21 protein-coding genes and 1 pseudogene are annotated in these 17022 nt (G+C 69.1%); 13 read left to right on the top strand and 9 right to left on the bottom strand.

Annotated features, from left to right (window positions below):
- Positions 1-8 precede the first annotated feature (8 nt).
- Positions 9-710 (top strand): class I SAM-dependent methyltransferase, encoded by a 702-nt coding sequence (locus J4709_RS34265; RefSeq protein WP_208247110.1) that lies wholly within the window; start codon positions 9-11, stop codon positions 708-710.
- Positions 711-913: 203 nt separating this feature from the next.
- Here J4709_RS34265 and J4709_RS34270 read toward each other — a convergent pair whose 3' ends face one another.
- Positions 914-1387, bottom strand: a complete 474-nt coding sequence (locus J4709_RS34270; RefSeq protein WP_208247112.1) for a GtrA family protein — start codon at positions 1385-1387, stop codon at positions 914-916.
- 254 nt (positions 1388-1641) lie between these two features.
- Here J4709_RS34270 and J4709_RS34275 point away from each other — a divergent pair, with 254 nt between their 5' ends.
- The 3 genes from J4709_RS34275 to J4709_RS53860 all read left to right on the top strand — a co-directional run bounded on the left by J4709_RS34275 (position 1642) and on the right by J4709_RS53860 (position 4428).
- On the top strand, positions 1642-2415 hold the full coding sequence (locus J4709_RS34275) for a class I SAM-dependent methyltransferase (protein ID WP_208247114.1): 774 nt from the start codon (positions 1642-1644) through the stop codon (positions 2413-2415).
- Between the two features lie 54 nt (positions 2416-2469).
- Entirely contained in the window at positions 2470-3819 is a 1350-nt protein-coding gene (locus J4709_RS34280; RefSeq protein WP_208247116.1) for a glycosyltransferase 87 family protein, read from the top strand.
- A gap of 408 nt (positions 3820-4227) precedes the next feature.
- A complete protein-coding gene (locus J4709_RS53860) occupies positions 4228-4428 on the top strand; it encodes a hypothetical protein (protein ID WP_232384489.1) in 201 nt (66 codons plus the stop codon).
- A gap of 119 nt (positions 4429-4547) precedes the next feature.
- Here J4709_RS53860 and J4709_RS53865 read toward each other — a convergent pair whose 3' ends face one another.
- Positions 4548-5015, bottom strand: a complete 468-nt coding sequence (locus tag J4709_RS53865; protein ID WP_232384490.1) for a hypothetical protein — start codon at positions 5013-5015, stop codon at positions 4548-4550.
- A 43-nt stretch (positions 5016-5058) separates the two neighbouring features.
- Here J4709_RS53865 and J4709_RS34290 point away from each other — a divergent pair, with 43 nt between their 5' ends.
- Positions 5059-5259 carry a hypothetical protein gene (locus J4709_RS34290; RefSeq protein WP_208247118.1) on the top strand — a complete coding sequence of 67 codons (201 nt, stop codon included), beginning with the start codon at positions 5059-5061 and terminating at the stop codon, positions 5257-5259.
- Between the two features lie 65 nt (positions 5260-5324).
- Here the strand turns inward: J4709_RS34290 and J4709_RS34295 are convergent, their stop codons facing one another.
- Positions 5325-6455, bottom strand: coding sequence for a hypothetical protein (locus J4709_RS34295; RefSeq protein WP_208247120.1), 1131 nt, complete (start codon positions 6453-6455; stop codon positions 5325-5327).
- Positions 6448-7017, bottom strand: coding sequence for an RNA polymerase sigma factor (locus J4709_RS34300; RefSeq protein WP_208247122.1), 570 nt, complete (start codon positions 7015-7017; stop codon positions 6448-6450). Before J4709_RS34300 ends, J4709_RS34295 begins: the two co-directional genes overlap by 8 nt.
- A gap of 328 nt (positions 7018-7345) precedes the next feature.
- On the opposite strand from J4709_RS34300, the gene J4709_RS34305 reads away from it, so the two are divergent.
- The gene (locus tag J4709_RS34305; protein WP_232384511.1) at positions 7346-7795 is read left to right on the top strand and encodes a nuclear transport factor 2 family protein; all 450 of its coding nucleotides are present in this window, start codon (positions 7346-7348) and stop codon (positions 7793-7795) included.
- 213 nt (positions 7796-8008) lie between these two features.
- Here the strand turns inward: J4709_RS34305 and J4709_RS34310 are convergent, their stop codons facing one another.
- Positions 8009-8302 (bottom strand): Rossmann-fold NAD(P)-binding domain-containing protein, encoded by a 294-nt coding sequence (locus J4709_RS34310; protein WP_208247124.1) that lies wholly within the window; start codon positions 8300-8302, stop codon positions 8009-8011.
- Between the two features lie 38 nt (positions 8303-8340).
- Between J4709_RS34310 and J4709_RS34315 the strand changes: the two genes are divergently transcribed.
- Positions 8341-9435 (top strand): hypothetical protein, encoded by a 1095-nt coding sequence (locus tag J4709_RS34315; protein ID WP_208247126.1) that lies wholly within the window; start codon positions 8341-8343, stop codon positions 9433-9435.
- A 146-nt stretch (positions 9436-9581) separates the two neighbouring features.
- On the opposite strand, the gene J4709_RS34320 is transcribed toward J4709_RS34315, so the two are convergent.
- Positions 9582-9857: a hypothetical protein gene (locus J4709_RS34320; RefSeq protein ID WP_208247128.1), complete on the bottom strand. Its 276-nt coding sequence runs from the start codon at positions 9855-9857 to the stop codon at positions 9582-9584.
- 50 nt (positions 9858-9907) lie between these two features.
- Between J4709_RS34320 and J4709_RS55855 the strand changes: the two genes are divergently transcribed.
- From J4709_RS55855 to J4709_RS34335, 3 genes are all read left to right on the top strand, one after another.
- The gene (locus J4709_RS55855; RefSeq protein WP_208247131.1) at positions 9908-10297 is read left to right on the top strand and encodes a DUF3761 domain-containing protein; all 390 of its coding nucleotides are present in this window, start codon (positions 9908-9910) and stop codon (positions 10295-10297) included.
- Between the two features lie 368 nt (positions 10298-10665).
- Positions 10666-11274, top strand: coding sequence for a TetR family transcriptional regulator (locus J4709_RS34330; protein ID WP_208247132.1), 609 nt, complete (start codon positions 10666-10668; stop codon positions 11272-11274).
- A 1-nt stretch (position 11275) separates the two neighbouring features.
- A complete protein-coding gene (locus tag J4709_RS34335) occupies positions 11276-12217 on the top strand; it encodes a glycoside hydrolase family 113 protein (RefSeq protein ID WP_208247134.1) in 942 nt (313 codons plus the stop codon).
- 283 nt (positions 12218-12500) lie between these two features.
- Here J4709_RS34335 and J4709_RS34340 read toward each other — a convergent pair.
- Positions 12501-13109: pseudogene (locus J4709_RS34340) on the bottom strand (IS110 family transposase); the annotation flags it as partial.
- Positions 13110-13665: 556 nt separating this feature from the next.
- Here J4709_RS34340 and J4709_RS34345 point away from each other — a divergent pair.
- Positions 13666-14043, top strand: a complete 378-nt coding sequence (locus J4709_RS34345) for a hypothetical protein (RefSeq protein ID WP_208247136.1) — start codon at positions 13666-13668, stop codon at positions 14041-14043.
- On the opposite strand, the gene J4709_RS34350 is transcribed toward J4709_RS34345, so the two are convergent.
- Complete coding sequence (locus J4709_RS34350) at positions 14027-14233, bottom strand: hypothetical protein (RefSeq protein ID WP_208247138.1); 207 nt, start codon at positions 14231-14233, stop codon at positions 14027-14029. The genes J4709_RS34345 and J4709_RS34350 overlap by 17 nt on opposite strands.
- A gap of 228 nt (positions 14234-14461) precedes the next feature.
- On the opposite strand from J4709_RS34350, the gene J4709_RS34355 reads away from it, so the two are divergent.
- Positions 14462-14953, top strand: coding sequence for a pyridoxamine 5'-phosphate oxidase family protein (locus J4709_RS34355; protein WP_208247139.1), 492 nt, complete (start codon positions 14462-14464; stop codon positions 14951-14953).
- A 390-nt stretch (positions 14954-15343) separates the two neighbouring features.
- On the top strand, positions 15344-15808 hold the full coding sequence (locus tag J4709_RS34360) for a helix-turn-helix domain-containing protein (RefSeq protein ID WP_208247141.1): 465 nt from the start codon (positions 15344-15346) through the stop codon (positions 15806-15808).
- Between the two features lie 115 nt (positions 15809-15923).
- Here J4709_RS34360 and J4709_RS34365 read toward each other — a convergent pair whose 3' ends face one another.
- Entirely contained in the window at positions 15924-16841 is a 918-nt protein-coding gene (locus J4709_RS34365) for a hypothetical protein (RefSeq protein WP_208247143.1), read from the bottom strand.
- Positions 16842-17022 lie beyond the last annotated feature (181 nt).

Below are 17022 nucleotides of genomic sequence, written 5' to 3' on the forward strand. Positions count from 1 at the left end.
GAGTGCATGTGGGTCCGCGCGTTCCGGATGAAAAGGAGTACGTCCATGAACGGCTCGGAGACCGTTTCGAGCAGGCCACATCGTCCTACGACACCGCCCGCCGGGTAGAGACCCTCATCGACGAGTTCCTGTCCGATGAGATGGTGGCCGGCAAGAAGACGCTCGACGTCGGCTGCGGGCTCGGCTACTTCAGCGCGCGGCTGCACGAGCGGGGTGCGAAGGTCACGGCCATCGACCTGGGACCGAACCTCGTCGAGACCACCCGCAGGCGGGTGGGCTGCGACGGCGAGGTCGTCGACGCGCTCCGGCTGGTCGAGCACTTCGGCCCGGACAGCTTCGACCTGGTGGTGTCGTCGGAGTGCATCGAGCACACCCCGGACCCGCCCGAGGTGCTGCGGCAGATGGCGCGGGTGCTCAAGCCGGGCGGCCACATCTCGGTGAGCACGCCGAACCTGCTCTGGAGCCCGATCGTCAAGCTCGCGACCGCGCTGAAGCTACGTCCCTTCGACGGCTTTGAGAATTTCAGTACGTGGCGGACGCTGAAGGGGCCCCTGGAGGAGCACGGCGTCATCATCCTCCGGGAAAAGGGGCTGCACATCTTCCCATTCCAGTTCGGTATGCACGAGCGCTCGAGGTGGTGTGACGGGAATCTGCAGAGACTGCGTTCCCTGATGCTGAACTACTGCGTCCTCGGACAGAAGCGGTTCTGAGGGCACCGCGGCCGCACACCGCCGCGAGTCTCGCCGCCTGACGGGGCTCCTCCAGCGCTTCCGCCCGCCGGGGAATCCGCCCGCCGGGGCGCGCAGTGCCGGAGGAGCCCCGTCTCGCGTTGGGATGCCGTGCTGACACGCTGCTCCGAGACGCCCGCTCATCGCGGCCTCGTCCTTCCGGGCGCCGGTGGGGCGCCCGCCTGTCAGACGCGGGTGCGGTCGTGCGAGGGAGCCCGCGGCTCGTCGGCGGGCAGGAAGACCCACTTCTTGTAGGTCAGGTAGCGGGCCAGCGAAGCGAGCGTCACGCCGACCAGCAGGGACACGTCGTAGGACACCGTGTCGTGCAGGTCCAGCACGCACACGGTGAAGCCGATCGAGAAGAGCTGGATCAGCAGCGCGAGGCCGTTCAGGACGAAGAACGCGAGATACTCGCGGGCCAGGTTGGTGCGCCTGCGGTCGCGGAAGATCCAGCAGCGGTTGCCGGCGAATGACACGGACACGGCGACCACCGTGGCGATCGCGTTCGAGGCGAGCGGCCCGAGGCGCAGGCCGAGGTGCAGGCCGATCGTCCCGAAGACGGCCAGCAGGGTGCTGACCACGGCCATCACCCCGAATTTGGACAGCTCCGCGGTCAGCCGGGCGAGTCGCTCGCGCCGCGTTGGTGGCTCCTCGGACATCCGGCCGCCCCTCCGAATTCGCGACAGACGCGTCCATCGGAGCCTCGCATTCGCGCCTTGAGCCCACCTCGATCTCCGGTCGAGGGCCGCACCGTCCCATGCCTCCATGCCGACGGCGCCACCGTCCTATAGGCCGGTCTCCTCCGGCCTATATCGAGCCCGATTCGAGGCGGCGCTGCGATGGTGCAGGGGAACGGAACGCTCGGTCCGCCTTCGGTTGCTGTCCCGTCCTCGGAATGGCTGGGGTGACGCCTGTGGAAACTCCCATCTACCACCAACTCGCCGCCGTCGAGAGCTCGCACTGGTGGTTCCAGGGAAGGCGGCGGATCGTCGCGACGATGCTGCGCGACTACCTCGCCGATCACCGCGCCTCGGGGGTGCCCGGGCTGCGCGTCCTCGACGTCGGGTCGGGGATGGGGGAGATGGTCGACATGCTGCGGGCGTTCGGCCGGGTCACGGCGATGGACAGTTCCGAGCACGCCATCGAGTACCTGCGGCAGCGGCATCCGACCGGCGTTTCGGCACGGCGCGGCCTGGTGCCCGACGACCTGGCCGAAGACGAGGAGTTCGACCTGGTCACGGCGTTCGACGTGGTCGAGCACATCGACGACGACGTCGCGGCGCTGCGGGGGTTCCGGCGGGTGCTGGCGCCGGGCGGCCGACTGGTCCTCACCGTCCCGGCCTTCCCGGTCCTGTGGAGCCACCATGACGTGTACGCGGGGCACGTCAGGCGCTACCGCCGCCACCACCTGCGCGACCTGCTGCGGCAGGCGGGCGGCTTCCAGGCAGACCGGATCGCCTACTTCAACTCGCTGCTGTTCCTGCCGGCGTTCGCGGCCCGCACGGCGGGCAGGTTGCGGCGGCGGGTCGTGCCGCGCGAGGCCGAACGGGTCGACCCGCACCTGGCGCTGCCCGCGCCGCGGACCAACCGCCTCCTGTACGGCGTCTTCGCCTCCGAGGCGCGGATGCTGCCCCACGTCGATCCGCCCTTCGGGGTCTCTCTGATCGCGCTGTGCCGTGCTTCCTGAGAAAGGGCGGGGCTCTCTCCGTCCCGGCAACACTCACGTTGAAATGTGGTCGAAATGACGAATCTGGATGAAGGCGTGGCCAAGCCGGGGGCCCCTCCCGCGAGCCGCCCACTGCCGGGGACATCCCTGCTGGTAGTAGCGGCCATCGCCGTCCCCGCCCTGGCCGTGCGGCTGTTCTTCTTCGATTACAGGTCGGAGGACTATGTCGACTTCTACCGCCTGTGGTACGCGTTCATCGAGCACAACGGCGGCTTCGGCGCGCTTCAGCACAAGTTCTCCGCCTACAACGTTCCGTACCTCTATCTGCTCGCCGTCACCGTCCAGTTGCGGATTCCGCCCCTGGTCGCGGTGAAGCTGATATCGGTCGTATTCGACATCGTGCTCGGCTGGTACTCGTACCGGATCCTCCGGATGCGGTACCCGTCGGGCTGGGCCGCGCCGGCCGGAGCGGCGGTGGTCGTCCTGCTGCCGACGGTCGTGGTGAACAGCTCCATGTGGGGCCAGTGCGACTCGTCCTACGCCGCTTTCTCGATCGGTGGTCTGTACTACCTGCTGCAACGTAGGCACTGGACGGCGTGCTCGTTCTTCGGGCTCGCGCTGGCGTTCAAACTCCAGGTGGTATTCCTGTTCCCGGTCCTGCTGCTCCTGGCCGTCGGCAAGCGCTTGCCGTGGCGGACCCTGGCGGCCGTTCCCGGCGTCTACCTGCTGCTCGACGTGCCGGCCCTGTTGCTCGGGGCCAAGCCCGTCGATCTGCTCAGGGTCTACTACGACCAGGCGTCCCTGCTCCGCGGCAAGTTCATCGTCACCGCCCCCAGCGCCTTCCAGTACCTGGGTTCCTGGAACTCGGAGACGCTGCAGAAGTCGGCGACCGTCTTCACCGGTCTCCTGGTGCTCGCCCTGATCGCCCTGATCGCGCTGCGCAGGGTCGAACTCACCGACCTCCGCGTGCTCCTGGCGGCCACGGCGTCGGTGCTGCTGGTGCCGTTCCTGCTGCCCAACATGCACGAGCGCTACTTCTACCTCGCGGACGTGCTGACGGTCATCACCGCGTTCTGGCTCCCGCGCCGGCTCTGGTACGTGCCGATCCTGACCCAGTTCGCCTCCCTGTTCGCCTACATTCCGTACCTGCTGCTCCCGTACCGCCTCCGCGACCTCACCGGCGACCGGCATGTCGCGAACGGCTCCGGGTTCACCGACCCCCCGCCGGGAACGGGCTGGCTGGCGTCGGCGATGCGCGATGCCTCCGACCCCCTGAAGGTGCTGCGCCGGCTGTTCCACCCGGTGATCAGCTACGAGATCCTCGCCACCGCGATCCTGGTCGCCCTGGTCGCCACGGTCGTGGTCACCGCGCGCGAGTTCCGGCCCGCACCGGAGCCGAACAGGGGAAGCGGACTGGACAAGTAACGGCGGATCTGGCGATTAAGGAAGAGATGCCACATGACCGAGACCGCCGCGGATAAGAGGTCATACCAAGATGTGTATGTCAGCATGACATGTAGTGATGATCGGTGTGGTGTGGGTGGGTCCGTAAGGGCGAGTACCCCCGTGGATAGTGCCTGACAGCCTGGGGGAGCGGATCGAGCCGCTGCTGCCGGAGGTGGAGCGCCGTAAGCGCCATGCCGGACGGAAGCGGTTGGAGGACCGCCGGTTGTGTGCGGGATCTTGTTCGTGCTGCATACGGGCTTCGGTTCCATCAGCGTCCCGGCAGGCGGTTCCCTGCGGTGGCCGGTAGGCCGCCGAGCGGGGTTGCGTGCTGGGGGTTGGTGGTGATGCGGGGGGCTGACTGCGGCGGAGATCCGTGTGCTGCCCGTCTTGGCTGCCGGAACCACCTACAAGACCTGCGGATGCCGCACCCCCGAGGGGCGGCTGCTGGGCAGGAAATGCCCGAAACTGCGCCGCAAGAGCGGGTCGTGGAGCCCGACCCACGGCACTTGGTACTACCAGTACGAACTCCCGCCCCGCCCGGACGGGACCCGCCGCAACCCCATCCGCCGCGGCGGAAACCTCCTCTAGGACGACGCCGAAGCCGAGATCGGCAAACTCCACGAACTGCTGGCCGTCACCGACGACCCCGACCACCGCCATGCATCATCGACCTCATCACCACCACCCTCAAAACCATCAAGCGGCTGTCAGAGCCAGAGGAGGTGCGCCGCAAGATCCGCACCGGCCAAGTCCTGGACACCACCATCACCGTCGGGCAGTGGCTCACCCTGTGGCTGGCCGGCCGCAAGGGGCTGCGCGCCAGCACCATCCGCAGCTACCACACCCACATCCACGACCACCTGATCCCCGCCATCGGCCGCATCCGCCTGGACCGGCTGCGCGCCGCCGACGTGGAGGCGGTGTTCGAGGCCATCGACGAACACAACGAACTCATCACCTGCGCCCGCACCACCGGCGACCCCGCCCTGCCTGCCCGCGTGATGGGATGCCGGGTGGTCGGTGCGGCGACCAAGCACCGGATCCGCGCCACCCTGCGCGCTGCGCTCAACAAAGCGATCCGGGAACGACGCATCGACCTCAACGTCGCCTCCCTGATCGAACTCCCACCCGGCAAATGCCCCAAGGCGCTGATCTGGACGCCCGAACGGATCCAACAATGGGAACAGGCCCGCCTACGCGCTGTCGGCGTCCGCCGGGGTGCTCGTCTCAATCGCGAACCTGCTGTTCCCGCTCGCCGACCGCAGCGGCGACCTGTCGGTCTTGGCGCTGAGCGTCGCCCTGTACCCGGCCGGGACGGGCCTGCTCGCCCGCGGCGTCCTGCGCGAGCGGATCGGCTGCGGCCAGATCGCAGGACTGGGCACCACCGCCGTCGCGGTCAGCCTGCTGGCCCTCACCTGACCCGGCTCCTGCCTCTCATCGTTGCCGATCAGGCAAGGCGGCCACCGCCGACACCAGCCCCTGTCTCAGAGGCGGTGGGCGGGCAGGGTGGGGACGGTGTCGGTCCAGCCCTGCCGGAGGACGAGGGTGTACCCGTCGAGCTCGCCCGCGAGGCGGCTCTCCACGGCGAGGGGGCGTCCCGTCCGCGGGTCGATGATCAGCCTGATGTTCATGGCGCCGGTAGCGGTCCAGAAGGCGACCCCGTGGCGGCCGAGGCGGTCGGTGACGATTCCATGGCTTCGGTCGATCGGAAGGCCGGCCAGCACCCGGTACAGGGCGGCCTGGACGGCGGGCGGCGCGGGGGCGCCGACCAGCAGATCGGTGATCTGCTGGAAGGTGACGTCCGGCGGGGGAGTCCGGCCGGCCTTCGGTTCCGTCGCCGAGGCGGTGGAGCCGAGCCACAGCTCGTCCAGCGCCGTCTTGAGCGCTGTGGGATCGGGGGGCAGCGCGGCGATCTGATCGAGGGTGATCGGGACGCCCGCCGCGCTCGGATAGGTCGGCTCTTCTCGCCGGGTCGTGCGCATGGTGCGTTGCAGGGCGAGCGCCGCAGGTGGGGCCGCCCGCAGGCCGACGCTCATGCCGTGGATCTCGCACGTGCGGGGACGCGGTGCGCCGGCCCGCAGCCAGGCGCGTTCGTCGGCGCCGCTCAGTCTCCGGTCGGTGACCGCATCGACGACGAGCCAGCTGGTGTCGCGCCCGGATCGGGCTGCCCAGAGCCGGGCGCGGCACGTCGAGGAGAAGCGGTACAGGGGTTTCGCGGTGGGGGGCGGCGGTTTCGCGGCGGTGTCGCCCAGGTAGCTCGCCGTGGTGTAGGTGCTGAGGTCGGCCGTCCAGTACCGTCCTGCCGCCGTGTCGCCTTCCTGGAGCGTCGTGGCGGCGGCGAGGAGGGTCCGGCGTGCCGACGGCGGATCGGTGTCCTGGCCGGTCGGGCGTGCCACGACGATCAACCCGGCGACCAGGGCCGCCGCCGCGACGGTGGTGCCGCCGTACCGGATGCGCCGTCTGGGCGCGCGGGCGGGGACACGGCCCGGTTCCGGTTCCGGTTTCGACATCGCAAGGGCGCGGATGCGTTCAAGCCGTCCGGGATCGGCGGGCGGGTCGAGCCGGTCCGGCCGGACGGCCGCCATCGTCGCCAGCAGATCGGTCTTCCTACTCATCGGTGTCACCTTTACTTCCCGGATCCGCGTCGCGCGTCGCGTCGTCGATGTGGCGGTCGAGGTGGCGGCGCGCCCGGTGGACGCGCATGGTGAGCGCGGGCCGGGAACAGCCCAGGACCTCGGCGGCCTCGCGCGGCGACAGCCCGTGCCAGCCGAGCAGCATCAGGACCTCGCGGTCCCGTTCGGGCAGCGCGGCTAGCGCCCGCAGCAGGACGTTCCGGTCGACGACCAGCTCGGCGACGTCCCCGGCGACCGGTGGCGAGGTCGTCGCCCAGGCATGCAGTTCCGCGGCGATCAGCTCCTGCCGCGCCGCCTGCCGCCACTGCTCCCGGATCACGTTGCGCGCGACGCCGATCAGCCAGGCCAGCGGAACCTCCGGCACCACGTCGCGCCGCCGCCACGCGATGACGAACGTCTCGCTGGCCACCTCCTCGGCGAGCGCGCCGCCGACCCGCGTCACCGCGTAGGCGTACACGCGGGCGAAGTAGCGGCCGAACAGCTCGTCGAACCATTCGGTCGACCCCCGGTCCGCGCACTCGGCGCGAGGCTCCCGACTGCTCACGCCACGCTCGTCCAATCCCGTCACACTGAGAAGTGAGCAAAACCAGCCCGATATCACCAGAGACAGGAAGATGATCCTCCGCTCGCCCGGGAACGGTGTCGGAGACCACGGATGCGCGGCTGCGTGCGGACGGCCGCCGGGGGACGCGGCGACGCGGTGGCTCTCGACGGCCGTGGCCGCGGTGCTCGGTCCTCGGTCACCACGGATGGGCTGAGCGGGCAAAGCGGCTCGATCCGCCGCCGCACGGCATCGGTCAACTCGTGCCGTCCCGCCGCGACACATCATCGACCCCGCCCCAGCGCTACGCCACGGGTGAAACGCCGTGGCGATGCTGTCGGCGGCCGACGATAGTGAGGGGATGTCGAACCAAGATCACACCGAAAGCCTCCGCGACGCCGAACGGCGTCTTCAGGCCGCCCAGCTGGCCTCCGATGTCGATGCGCTGACCGAGCTGATCGATGACGAGGCGTGGTTCACCGGCCCCGACGGGGGTCTGTACTCCAAGCAGGACGACCTGAGCGCGCACCAGACCGGCCATCAGGTGCTGAGCCGCGTCGAGGAGGAAGAACTGCGGGTGCTCGCCACCGAGCACATCGGTGTCACCTGGTTCCTGGGCACCCTGGAAGGCGCCGTCGGCGGCCGGCCGATGTCCGCCCGGATGCGCTACACCCGCACCTGGACCCGTTCCGACCGGATGGGCTGGAAGATCATCGCAGCGCACGCCATGTTCCTGACCAACGAGCCCTCCAGCACCAGCGACGACACCAACGGCCACTGAGCAGACCGCCCCGGCACTGATCCAGACGACGCCGCAACACCACGATCGATCAACACCCCGTGCAGGCCGCCGAGAAACTCTCTTGCCGCGATTCGCGGCTCTGCCGACGACAGAGTTGGTCCAGAGAAGACCGAGGCCTTTGCGGATCAGACTCCGGACAGGCCACCGGCCTCTCCGGCGGCCCGCGTCGCGGCCTGGGTGGTTATGTATGTACTAACGCGACGTGCGTGCGCGTTCCAGCAGTTCGGTGGTCGCCTGCCACAGGCGTCGCTCGCGGTCGTTCGCGACCGGCTGCACCTCCGTCAGCTTGGTCTTCACGACGAACGCGCCGTCGCGCAGGTGTGCCCACTGGTCGTCGAGAGCCATCGCTGCCGGCAGCGGCCCTGAACGTCGGGGTGTCGACATGCCGGGTATCCGGGCTAGGACGCGGCTGATCGTCTGGAACGCCTTCGGGGCGCTACGGCCGAGCGCGGTGCCGGGCCTCCAGCCCGGTTCGAACACCGACACGATGCTGATGGCACGAGGTCTGAGAGGCTCGGGGTGTCATGAAGGGCGAAGCGAAAGCGGACGGCACGGAGGTGCCGATCGTCTACCGCGGGATGATCGCGGTGGAGCATCACCAGTACTGGCTGGGAGACGGTGTCGCCCCCGACGTGACCACCCTGTACGACAACGATCTGCCCGGCCCTCAGCCACTGGTGGCCCTGGATGACAGCGGGCATCTGGCCTGTGTGCACACCGGCATGTACGGGTGCGATCTACCCGTGACCGTGCAGGTGTGGCAGCACCGCCCCGAACCGGACCTCGCCGACTGGGAAGAGGTACTGGAATTCAGCCTGCGGCTCGACGGCAGCGCCGGCATCGAGTCGCTCACCAGACCCGCAGGTGGTCTCAGCTTCGCCTTGCCTCTCACCGAAACCGAACAGCAAGGCCAGTACCGCATCCGCCTGCACGCCGTCGGCCGCCAGCAGGCCGCCGAGATCGAACACGTCTTCGTCGGCGACGGCTCGGATGGCGGCGAGGAAGCGATCGAGCGGCACCTCATCCAACTGTGGCCCGCACCCATCGAGCCGGCGCAGTGGCTCAAGGAACTCAACTGGCCCACCTGCTCCCCGGACGCAGACGCGCCGCGCACCGACTTCATTGTGGAGACACAGTGCGGGCAGTACTGGCTGACCGACCGCAGCAGCAACCGCCACACCGCCGACACCGCCGACACCGCCGACACCGCCGACACCGCCGGCAACCACCGCGGACTCATCGTCCCGCAAGCCGACCGGCACATGGCCGCGATCTTCACCACCCAGCCAGAGAGCTCCGTCGAGGTCGTCCTGGACATCCTCGACCACGAACCAGCCGCGGACGAAAGCCGCGACGCCTGGGACACCACCGAAGAAGCCGGCATGATCTTCACCGGGCCCGCCGTCCGCTGCAACTTCCTGGACGATCAGACCAGCCCCTACACCTTCCAGGACATGCCCGCCGACCCAGGCCAGACCCGCCCATACCGGGTGCGGGTCTCCGCACGCGGCCACGATGCCGCTCAGCTCGCCCCCGAAGCCTCCGCGCCGCCCGCAACGGCTACGCCGGATCACGCGGAACGGCACTGGATCCAGATCTGGCCGCAGGACACCAACTGAGACACCGCAGGCGGGACGCGGATGCTACCCGTGAACGGACGACGGGGCTGGCGTGCGCCCTTCCGGGCGCGCTCGCTGGGTCGGCCGGGTGGCGTTGGACGTCCGGCCGAGATGCCGGCCGACCGGGCGCGCGGTGAGGCTGCGGGTCAGTTCACCTGCTTCTGGCCTTCTTCGCAGGCTTTGATGTAGAGGTCCCTGCCAGCCGGGAACTCAACGTCATGGGCGATCGAGGCGGCGAACTCGGCGCAGTCGTAGGCTCCGGTCTCCCTCTTAGTGTTGGCTGCGCCATCGCGAACTTTGGCGTAGGTCGCCGATGATCCGGACTGCTTCAGATTCTTGACGACGATCTTGTCTTCCTCTGGCGTCCCGCAGGCGGTGAGGGTCGCCAGGAGAATCGCGATGACGAGCAGGCTGGTTCGCACCGCGTGATCTTATCCCCGGGCGCGGACATGAGACAGGCGACGCTTGATCAGTGGCAGGCAGCGGTGAGATCGCCCGTGAGCAGCGAGCAGGCGATGAGACAGCATTACGTATTGCGGACAAGCTCCGACGAGCTGCTCTGGATGCCGCGCGCCGTCCGGCGACGGCGAGACCTGCGTCCCATTCAGATGCGACGCTGAATCATCGGCCTGGCGTTGCCCGGGGTAGTGGTCGCCGCGGTCGGCCCGGCCACGGGCGCCGCGCTGAACGCCGTGTCGTTCGCGGCGTCGGCGGCGCTGCTGACCTACCGAAGAAGGCCGTCCCTGCCAGGCCGACCTATCCAGCCGGGGCGTCCGCGGTGTGCCGTGACGGGACGCTGTCCTATTCGGCGCACCGGCGCGGTACCTGCTCGCATCACAGAGGGGTCGCCCGCTGGCTGTGACTTGAGCGGTCTCGGCGTCCCCCCGGCATCTCGAGCGGGCGCCAGTTTGTCGGCTGCGGCCAGCGAGCCGCAGCTGAGCCCACATGGACATTGGTGATCTTGTGGCTTGCCCGTCGGCGGCCCCGCCTGACCAACTTCCTGGGCCGCTACCAGTTCGACATCAAGGCCAGCGGCCTCGGCCACGGCCTGTGCCCATCCGATCCCCGGACGCGCCCGACGACGAGGAGTAGCGGCAGGGCGGAAGAAGAGGCATCCCGCCGCATACAAGGCGCTTCTCTTGTGTTCCTGATCGCTCCTCACCACGGTGGCGATTCACTCCATCTCCAGACTCGGTTCAATTGTGAACCGAGTCTGGTTATAGTCATCGTATGACAGGGCTTCGCGAGCGCAAGAAGGAACAGACGAGGCAGCGGATCACTGCTGTGGCGTTGCGGTTGTTCGCCGAGCGCGGCTTCGATGCCGTGACGGTCAGTGATATCGCCGAGGCCGCCGAAGTCGCCAGGGCCACCCTCTTCTCGTACTTCCCCAGCAAGGAGTCGCTCGCGTTGCAGGGCGTGGGACAGGAGAGCCTGGCCGACATCGTCGCCCGGCGGCCCGCAGGGCTTTCCCCGCTTCAGGCGCTGCAAGCTCACTATGAGGCGTTCGCGGACGGGCAGATGGCAGCGATGGACCGGGACCAGGTGCTCGCCCAGATGCGCGTGATCTTCGACAGCCCCGCGCTCAGCGGGGCCGCGAACGCCCTGCTCTACCAGCAACGGCGTGCGCTCGCCGAGGTACTGGCGCAGGAGTACGGGGAGACGGCGGCCGCACTGGTGGCGGCTCAGATCGCTGCGACCGCGCTCACCCTCCGGGAGTCCTTCTTCCACCTCCTGGCCGACGGCGTACCGCCACGGGATGCGGTCCGCGCCTTGGCTAAGGACACCGAGATCGCCTTCGCCCTGCTGGAGCACGGCGTCCAGCACCTGAAGGGGCGGTGACGTGCGCGCACGGGGCATCAACTACGACACCGGGTTCCTCCCCGGACAGGATCTCTCCCGCAAGACCTTCACCCACGAAACGGTCCGGCATGACATGGCGGTGATATCCGACGAGCTGCACTGCGATGCCGTACGCGTCTCCGGCCGTGATCCCGAACGGCTGAGCATCGCCGCCCGCCATGCGGCGGCCGTCGGCCTCGAGGTGTGGTTCGCCCCGTTCCCCGTCGACCTTCCCACCGACCGGCTGCTGCCGTTCTTCGCCGACTGTGCCCGCCGGGCCGAAGCCCTACGACGGAGCGGTGCCGAAGTGGTGTTCGTCGCCGGCTGTGAGATGAGCGCGTTCTGCGGTGGCTTCATCCCGGGCGACACCTACGGCGACCGTCTGCGGGCCATGGCCGAGGCGGACATGGAGTGGTGGAACGGCCTCGCCTCGGTGCAGGAACGTCTCAACGTCTTCCTCGCACAAGCCGCCGAGACGGTGCGTGCCCGCTTCGGCGGGCGCATCACCTACGCCTCGGCTCCCTGGGAGTTCGTTGACTGGCGTCCGTTCGACCTCGTCGGCATCGATGCCTACCGTGCCGCCTACAACGTCGACACCTTCCGGTCCGAACTGCAGGGACACCTCGCACACGGCAAGCCCGTCGCGGTGACCGAGTACGGAACCTGTGCCTACCGGGGCGCGGGCGGGCGGGGAGGCTCGGCCTGGCAGGTGCCGCACGATGCGGTGCCGGACGAGGACGAACAGGTCCGCTACCTCACCGAGCTGCTGGACGCCTTCGAAGAGGAAGGGGTGGACACGGCGCTCTGGTTCACCTTCGCCGGTTACAGCAGGCCCGGAAGGGCGGATCTAGGCTCCTACGGCGTGGTCCGCATGCTCGACGAGACCCGTTGGGAACCGAAGAAGGTATTTCACGCGATGGCGGCCAGGTACCGCCGCAGCTGAAAGACAGGACAACGCCGCAGACCGCGCCAACGGTCGTGCGAGGCGAATCCGTCTTCCAGCCAAGGCGTGTACGTGGTCGACAGGGCTTTCGGCGATCTTCAGAAAATCTTCGATTCTCGTCACGCAGCGATCCCGGCCCCAGTTGTCGATTTCCGAAGTCCTCTGCTCACGCTCATTCCAGCCGCCCGACCGGTGCTACAACCGTGGGATCCGGGAGGGGACGATCACGGCCGAGCTGCCGGCGTGCCGGGGGAACCCGTCGTCGGTGGGCGGACAGTCCTGTGACCAGCCGCAGCCGTCCGGCCTTGCGGATCTGAGCCGGTGACCCGAACCGCTCCAGCAGAGCCAGGACGGCCGGGTGCTGCAACCGCGGCCCCAACACCCGCTCCAACGACGGGTGGATCTGTGTCAGCAGCCCGTGGAGCCGGTTCGCGACCCGGGTGGCTTCGCCGGCCAGGTCGTCGTCGAAGCCGACGATCATCCCTAGCTCGGCAATCGTCTCGTCCTCAACATCGATCGCCCGCAGCGTGTGCGGCATCGCGCGGGCTGCATCCGCGATGATGAACGCGTCCTTCGCGTCAGTCTTGGCCTCGCCCGGATAGAGGTCGGCGATCCGCCGCATCGTCAGACCAGGCAAATAGGCGACCGGACAGCCCATGTCGACGGCGACCGTCAGCGGCAGGGCCCCGATCGAGGCCGGTTGATCGACCACGACCAGCACCGTTCCGTGCTTGGCCTGGAGTTTCGCGAACAGCTCACGGAGCCTGGGTTCGGTGTTGGGCAGGCGCTTGTCGAACGCCTTCTTTCCGGCCCGGGTGACAGCGGTGGCGTGGTGTTCGCCCTTGCCGACGTCCAGGCCGAGGAAGACGTCGATGTCGCCGGTGTCGATCACGTGCAGGCCCCTCCATCACGCTTTCGTCCGGCCTTGCCTCGGCATCGAGCTGCCACATCCACGTTACGGAGAGCTCTTCCGGCTCGGGTGAAGCCGGTGCTCAAGCCCCTCATCAGCGGTCCGTCGATGCCTCCGGGCCCTGTGACACCACCCCCCGGATCATGAACAACAAGGGGGAAGTCATGCCGGGCACGAAGGCCGGAGGCCCCATTGCGGAGCCACGAAGAAGGTAACGGGGGGAGGCCGAGGGGACGCTGAACCCGAAGCGGTCTGCGCCGCGACCGCTTCCCGCTGTGCGGTGGCGGCCCGCACCATGCTCGGCCAGGCCACCGCTGGGGATGGCGCGCTCCCGCCCGGCTAACGGCTCGGCCCGTCGGAGTGTGGTCCGGGGAGATGCTTGCCCCAGTGTCTCCGGGAGTTGCTTGACGGTGTCTCGCATCATGCTTGGCGGGTCCAGGTGATGGCTGAAGGTCGAGAGTCCAACTGAGTACATGGCCCGAACCGGATGAGCACGTGCACCCATGCCCCGGCTCCTCCTGGCCGATTCACTCTTCCTATGACGACGCAGCACTTTCCGGCAGCCCTCAACTCGGCTGCCGCTGGACGCGACCGCGATCCTCATGCCTGGGTGGCGCCGCTCCTCGCGACGGTGCTCGCACTACTGCTCGGCCCAGCCGCTCTGATTCTCGGGGGGCTTTCTGCCATGGCGACCGATAACTGCGGCCCCGACGACTGCTCGCCGGCGTTGATGAGGCACCTGGACCTGATCTACAGCATTCTGAAGTTCGGCTGGCCCGTTGTGCTCGCGGCCATCGCCACCGCGTGGCTGTTGCCGTGGCGGCGTCGCTGGTCGGCCGCGCGGGTGTGCTCGGCACTGGCGTCGCTGATGCCGCCGTTGCTGGTGCTGGCGTTGGTGTTCACGCTGCCCGCATGATCCGCGCTCGCGGGGCCGTCGAGGGGAGGTCCTCCGACCGGGCGATCATCGAGCCGGGTTCACCCATGTCGTCTTCCAGGTCCTGCCGGAAGATGCTCCATCTGTAGCAGGCATTAAAGATCAAGCCGTAGAAGACGGCGAAGGCCAGGCCAGCAAGGACCGCCACGGTCCAGGAGACGTCCGGCTTCATTACGCGCACGGGCACGCCGAAGAGGACGCCGCCCAGGAAATAGAGAAGGTGCGCAGTACGAGCGGCCGTTCGCGGACTCGCGATTCGGCCGCGTACCTGCTGTCCAGGGGCGCCCTCCATACATACCGCAGCCAGGCGTGGAGGATCCAGCGGGACAGATCCCGGATTGTCGGACCCGCAAGGCAGGATGGACGCCTTCCGCGCGTAGGCGATGCACAGGAGGTTTCGTTGGCCCGTTGGCATGAGATCGCTGAATCGGTACCGGAGTTCGCCGCCCGGGTCAGGGACGCGTTCGAGGCGCACAAGCACAAGACCTTGGCGACGCTCCGCAAAGACGGGACGCCGCGGGTCAGCGGCATCGAGGCGTACTTCGTCGGAGACGACCTGTGGTTCGGCTCGATGCCCGGCGCGCTGAAGGCCCGGGACCTGCAGCGCGACCCGCGCTTCGCGCTCCACGGGCCACCGGTCATCCTGAGCGCCGACGACCCCGCCGCGGCACCGGGTGACGCCAAGGTCACCGGCCGCGCGCTCGAGGTTACCGACCCCGAGCGACGCGCCGCGATGCTGACCGGACGCGGGCTGGCCCCTGACTCCTTCAGCGACTCCCACTTCTTCACGGCCGATATCAGCGAGGTCGTCCTCACCCGGATCGAAGGGCCGAACATGGTCATGGACCTCTGGCGGTCCGGACAAGGACTGCGGACACTCCATCGCCCCTGAAGCCCCCGCGCTGACACGCCAGACCGCCGGGCGGCTCCTCCGCCCGGCGGTCGCCTTGCCGAAGAGCTCCAGAGTGCGAAGTAGGAACGGGACGCGGCGGCCGCGCGGCCGCCGGGGCCGAGCTGGTCGCCGCCGCTGAGCAACGCGTTCGGGCTCTCGAGGGCACGGCCCGAGCCGAGTAGCGCGCCGTGCACGACGGCGCTGACGCGGCCATGGTCGGAGTCATCGCTGAACGCCGCACTCCCCGCAAACGACCGGCCGGGCCGCGCCCGATGCCGCAACGGCCCTCCCACCCTCGTTCTGCGGCGCTTGTACTCCCTTGACCGCACGTGTAGTTAGCGGAGCGACGCGCCCCGGGAAGATTCCCGCTCAGGAGGGGATCGCGACTGCATGGGCTGCCGCAGCTGGACCCGCAGGCCCTACGGCGCGCGGCTGGCTCGTGGAGCCAGCCTCGACGCGCTGGCGGCCACGGTCGGCGGTGCCGTCACCCGACAGCAACTCATCGACGACGAATCCGGTGCGCGCCGCCCGGACCCGCCCCGGCTGGTGGCCCTTGCCGAGGCGCCGCAGGTGCCACCCGAGTACCTCGCCTGCATCAAGCCCTACCGCGCCGACCTGGCCGATCTACGGCACTGGGCCGGCCTCACCGCCGAACTCGCCGCCCCCCACTTCGGGTTCTCACGCTGGTCGCTGCTGAGGGCCGAGAAGATCGGCAGACTCCCCATGTTCCACTCCCCAGACGACTTCGTCGCCATGGCGGCCGCCATCTACGCCCGGCCCAACGGCATCGTGCTGGGCGCTCTGCGCCGCGCCCAGTTCCGCGCCCTCCTCGCACGACACATCCTCGGCATGTAGCTCGCGCGCGTGTTACTCCCCTGGCCGCACGTGCGATCAAGGGAGCCGCGCGAACCGAATCGGCCAGGTGGGGCCGGCACGTGCTCGGGGGCCGGCCGCACGGTCGCTGACAGCTCTATTGGGGAACAAGCCCGGAACGCCGCGGCAAGCCACATGCTCGCCGACCCCCGCCACCGCCGCACCCAGCGGGTTCGCTCTCGCCGGGAAGGGCGAGGGCGTCCGGAGGGATCCCGTCATACAGCAGCGCCCGGTCTGCGTCGTCGAACACCGCCGGCGCCCTGCCCCCGGGCCCTGGCACTCGGCGCTGCAGGACGGCGGCGCGGTAGGCCAGGGTGAGCGAGACACTCAGGTAGGCAAGGCCCGGCGTCGGCCAGGTCGGATCGACAACGGTTCCGTCGTCGGTGATGCACCAGGCATGAGGCAGTGGGACGAGGGCGACGTCGGGCAGCGTGAACGCTTCGGTGTAGCGGAGCCCGGTGAGGCGAGCGAGCCGGGCCGCGTTGTCGAAGCACCGGCCGGGCCGTCCGCGCAGGTGCGCCGACTGCTCAGGGAAGAGTGCGGGGCGGTTCCATTGCCCTTGCTCGAGGATCAGGTCGAACAGGGATCCGTAGCGGCGGCCGGCCGCCACGTGGCACCCCTGGAACAGGCGCAGGTAGCGGCGCAGCAGCTCTTCGTGGTGGGGGAGCGAGGAGCCGCCCTGCGAGGTGGTCATGCCATTGGGCCTGCGCCGTCGTCTTCGGCCCCGGCCGGCTCGTCGTCGGCGTCGGGGAATCGGGCTTTGGCTTCCGGTGCTGACGGTGGCCTGGAACCGCAACGCGGCATCCTGGGCCTCCTCCGGCACGCGCAGCTTCAGCGACGCGTTCAACTCGTCCAGAGCGGCGAGGTAGTCACCGGTGACATCGAGCTTGCCGGGATCGGCGTCAGCAGCGGACTCGGCCGCCTGCGCCGCGTAGTCGATCACCGAATGCAACGCGGCGGCGAGGCCGCGGACCTCCGGATCGTTGACCGGGTCGTCGGGATCCGTGGTGGGCATGCCCGAATCCTGCCAGCAGCGGCACCGCGCCACACGCCCGCGCCTCAGGTTTCCAGTCCTACGAGCACGGGGATCCCGCAGACCGCCTCACCCCCGGGGAGACGGCCCGCCTGCCGGTCGTCCGGGTCGTCGCCCATGAGCGGGACGGAGGCCGCACGGTCGCCGGCGTCCGTCCCTGCTG

Origin of the sequence: Actinomadura violacea (assembly GCF_017573465.1) — a bacterium.
GTDB classification, from domain to species: domain Bacteria; phylum Actinomycetota; class Actinomycetes; order Streptosporangiales; family Streptosporangiaceae; genus Spirillospora; species Spirillospora violacea.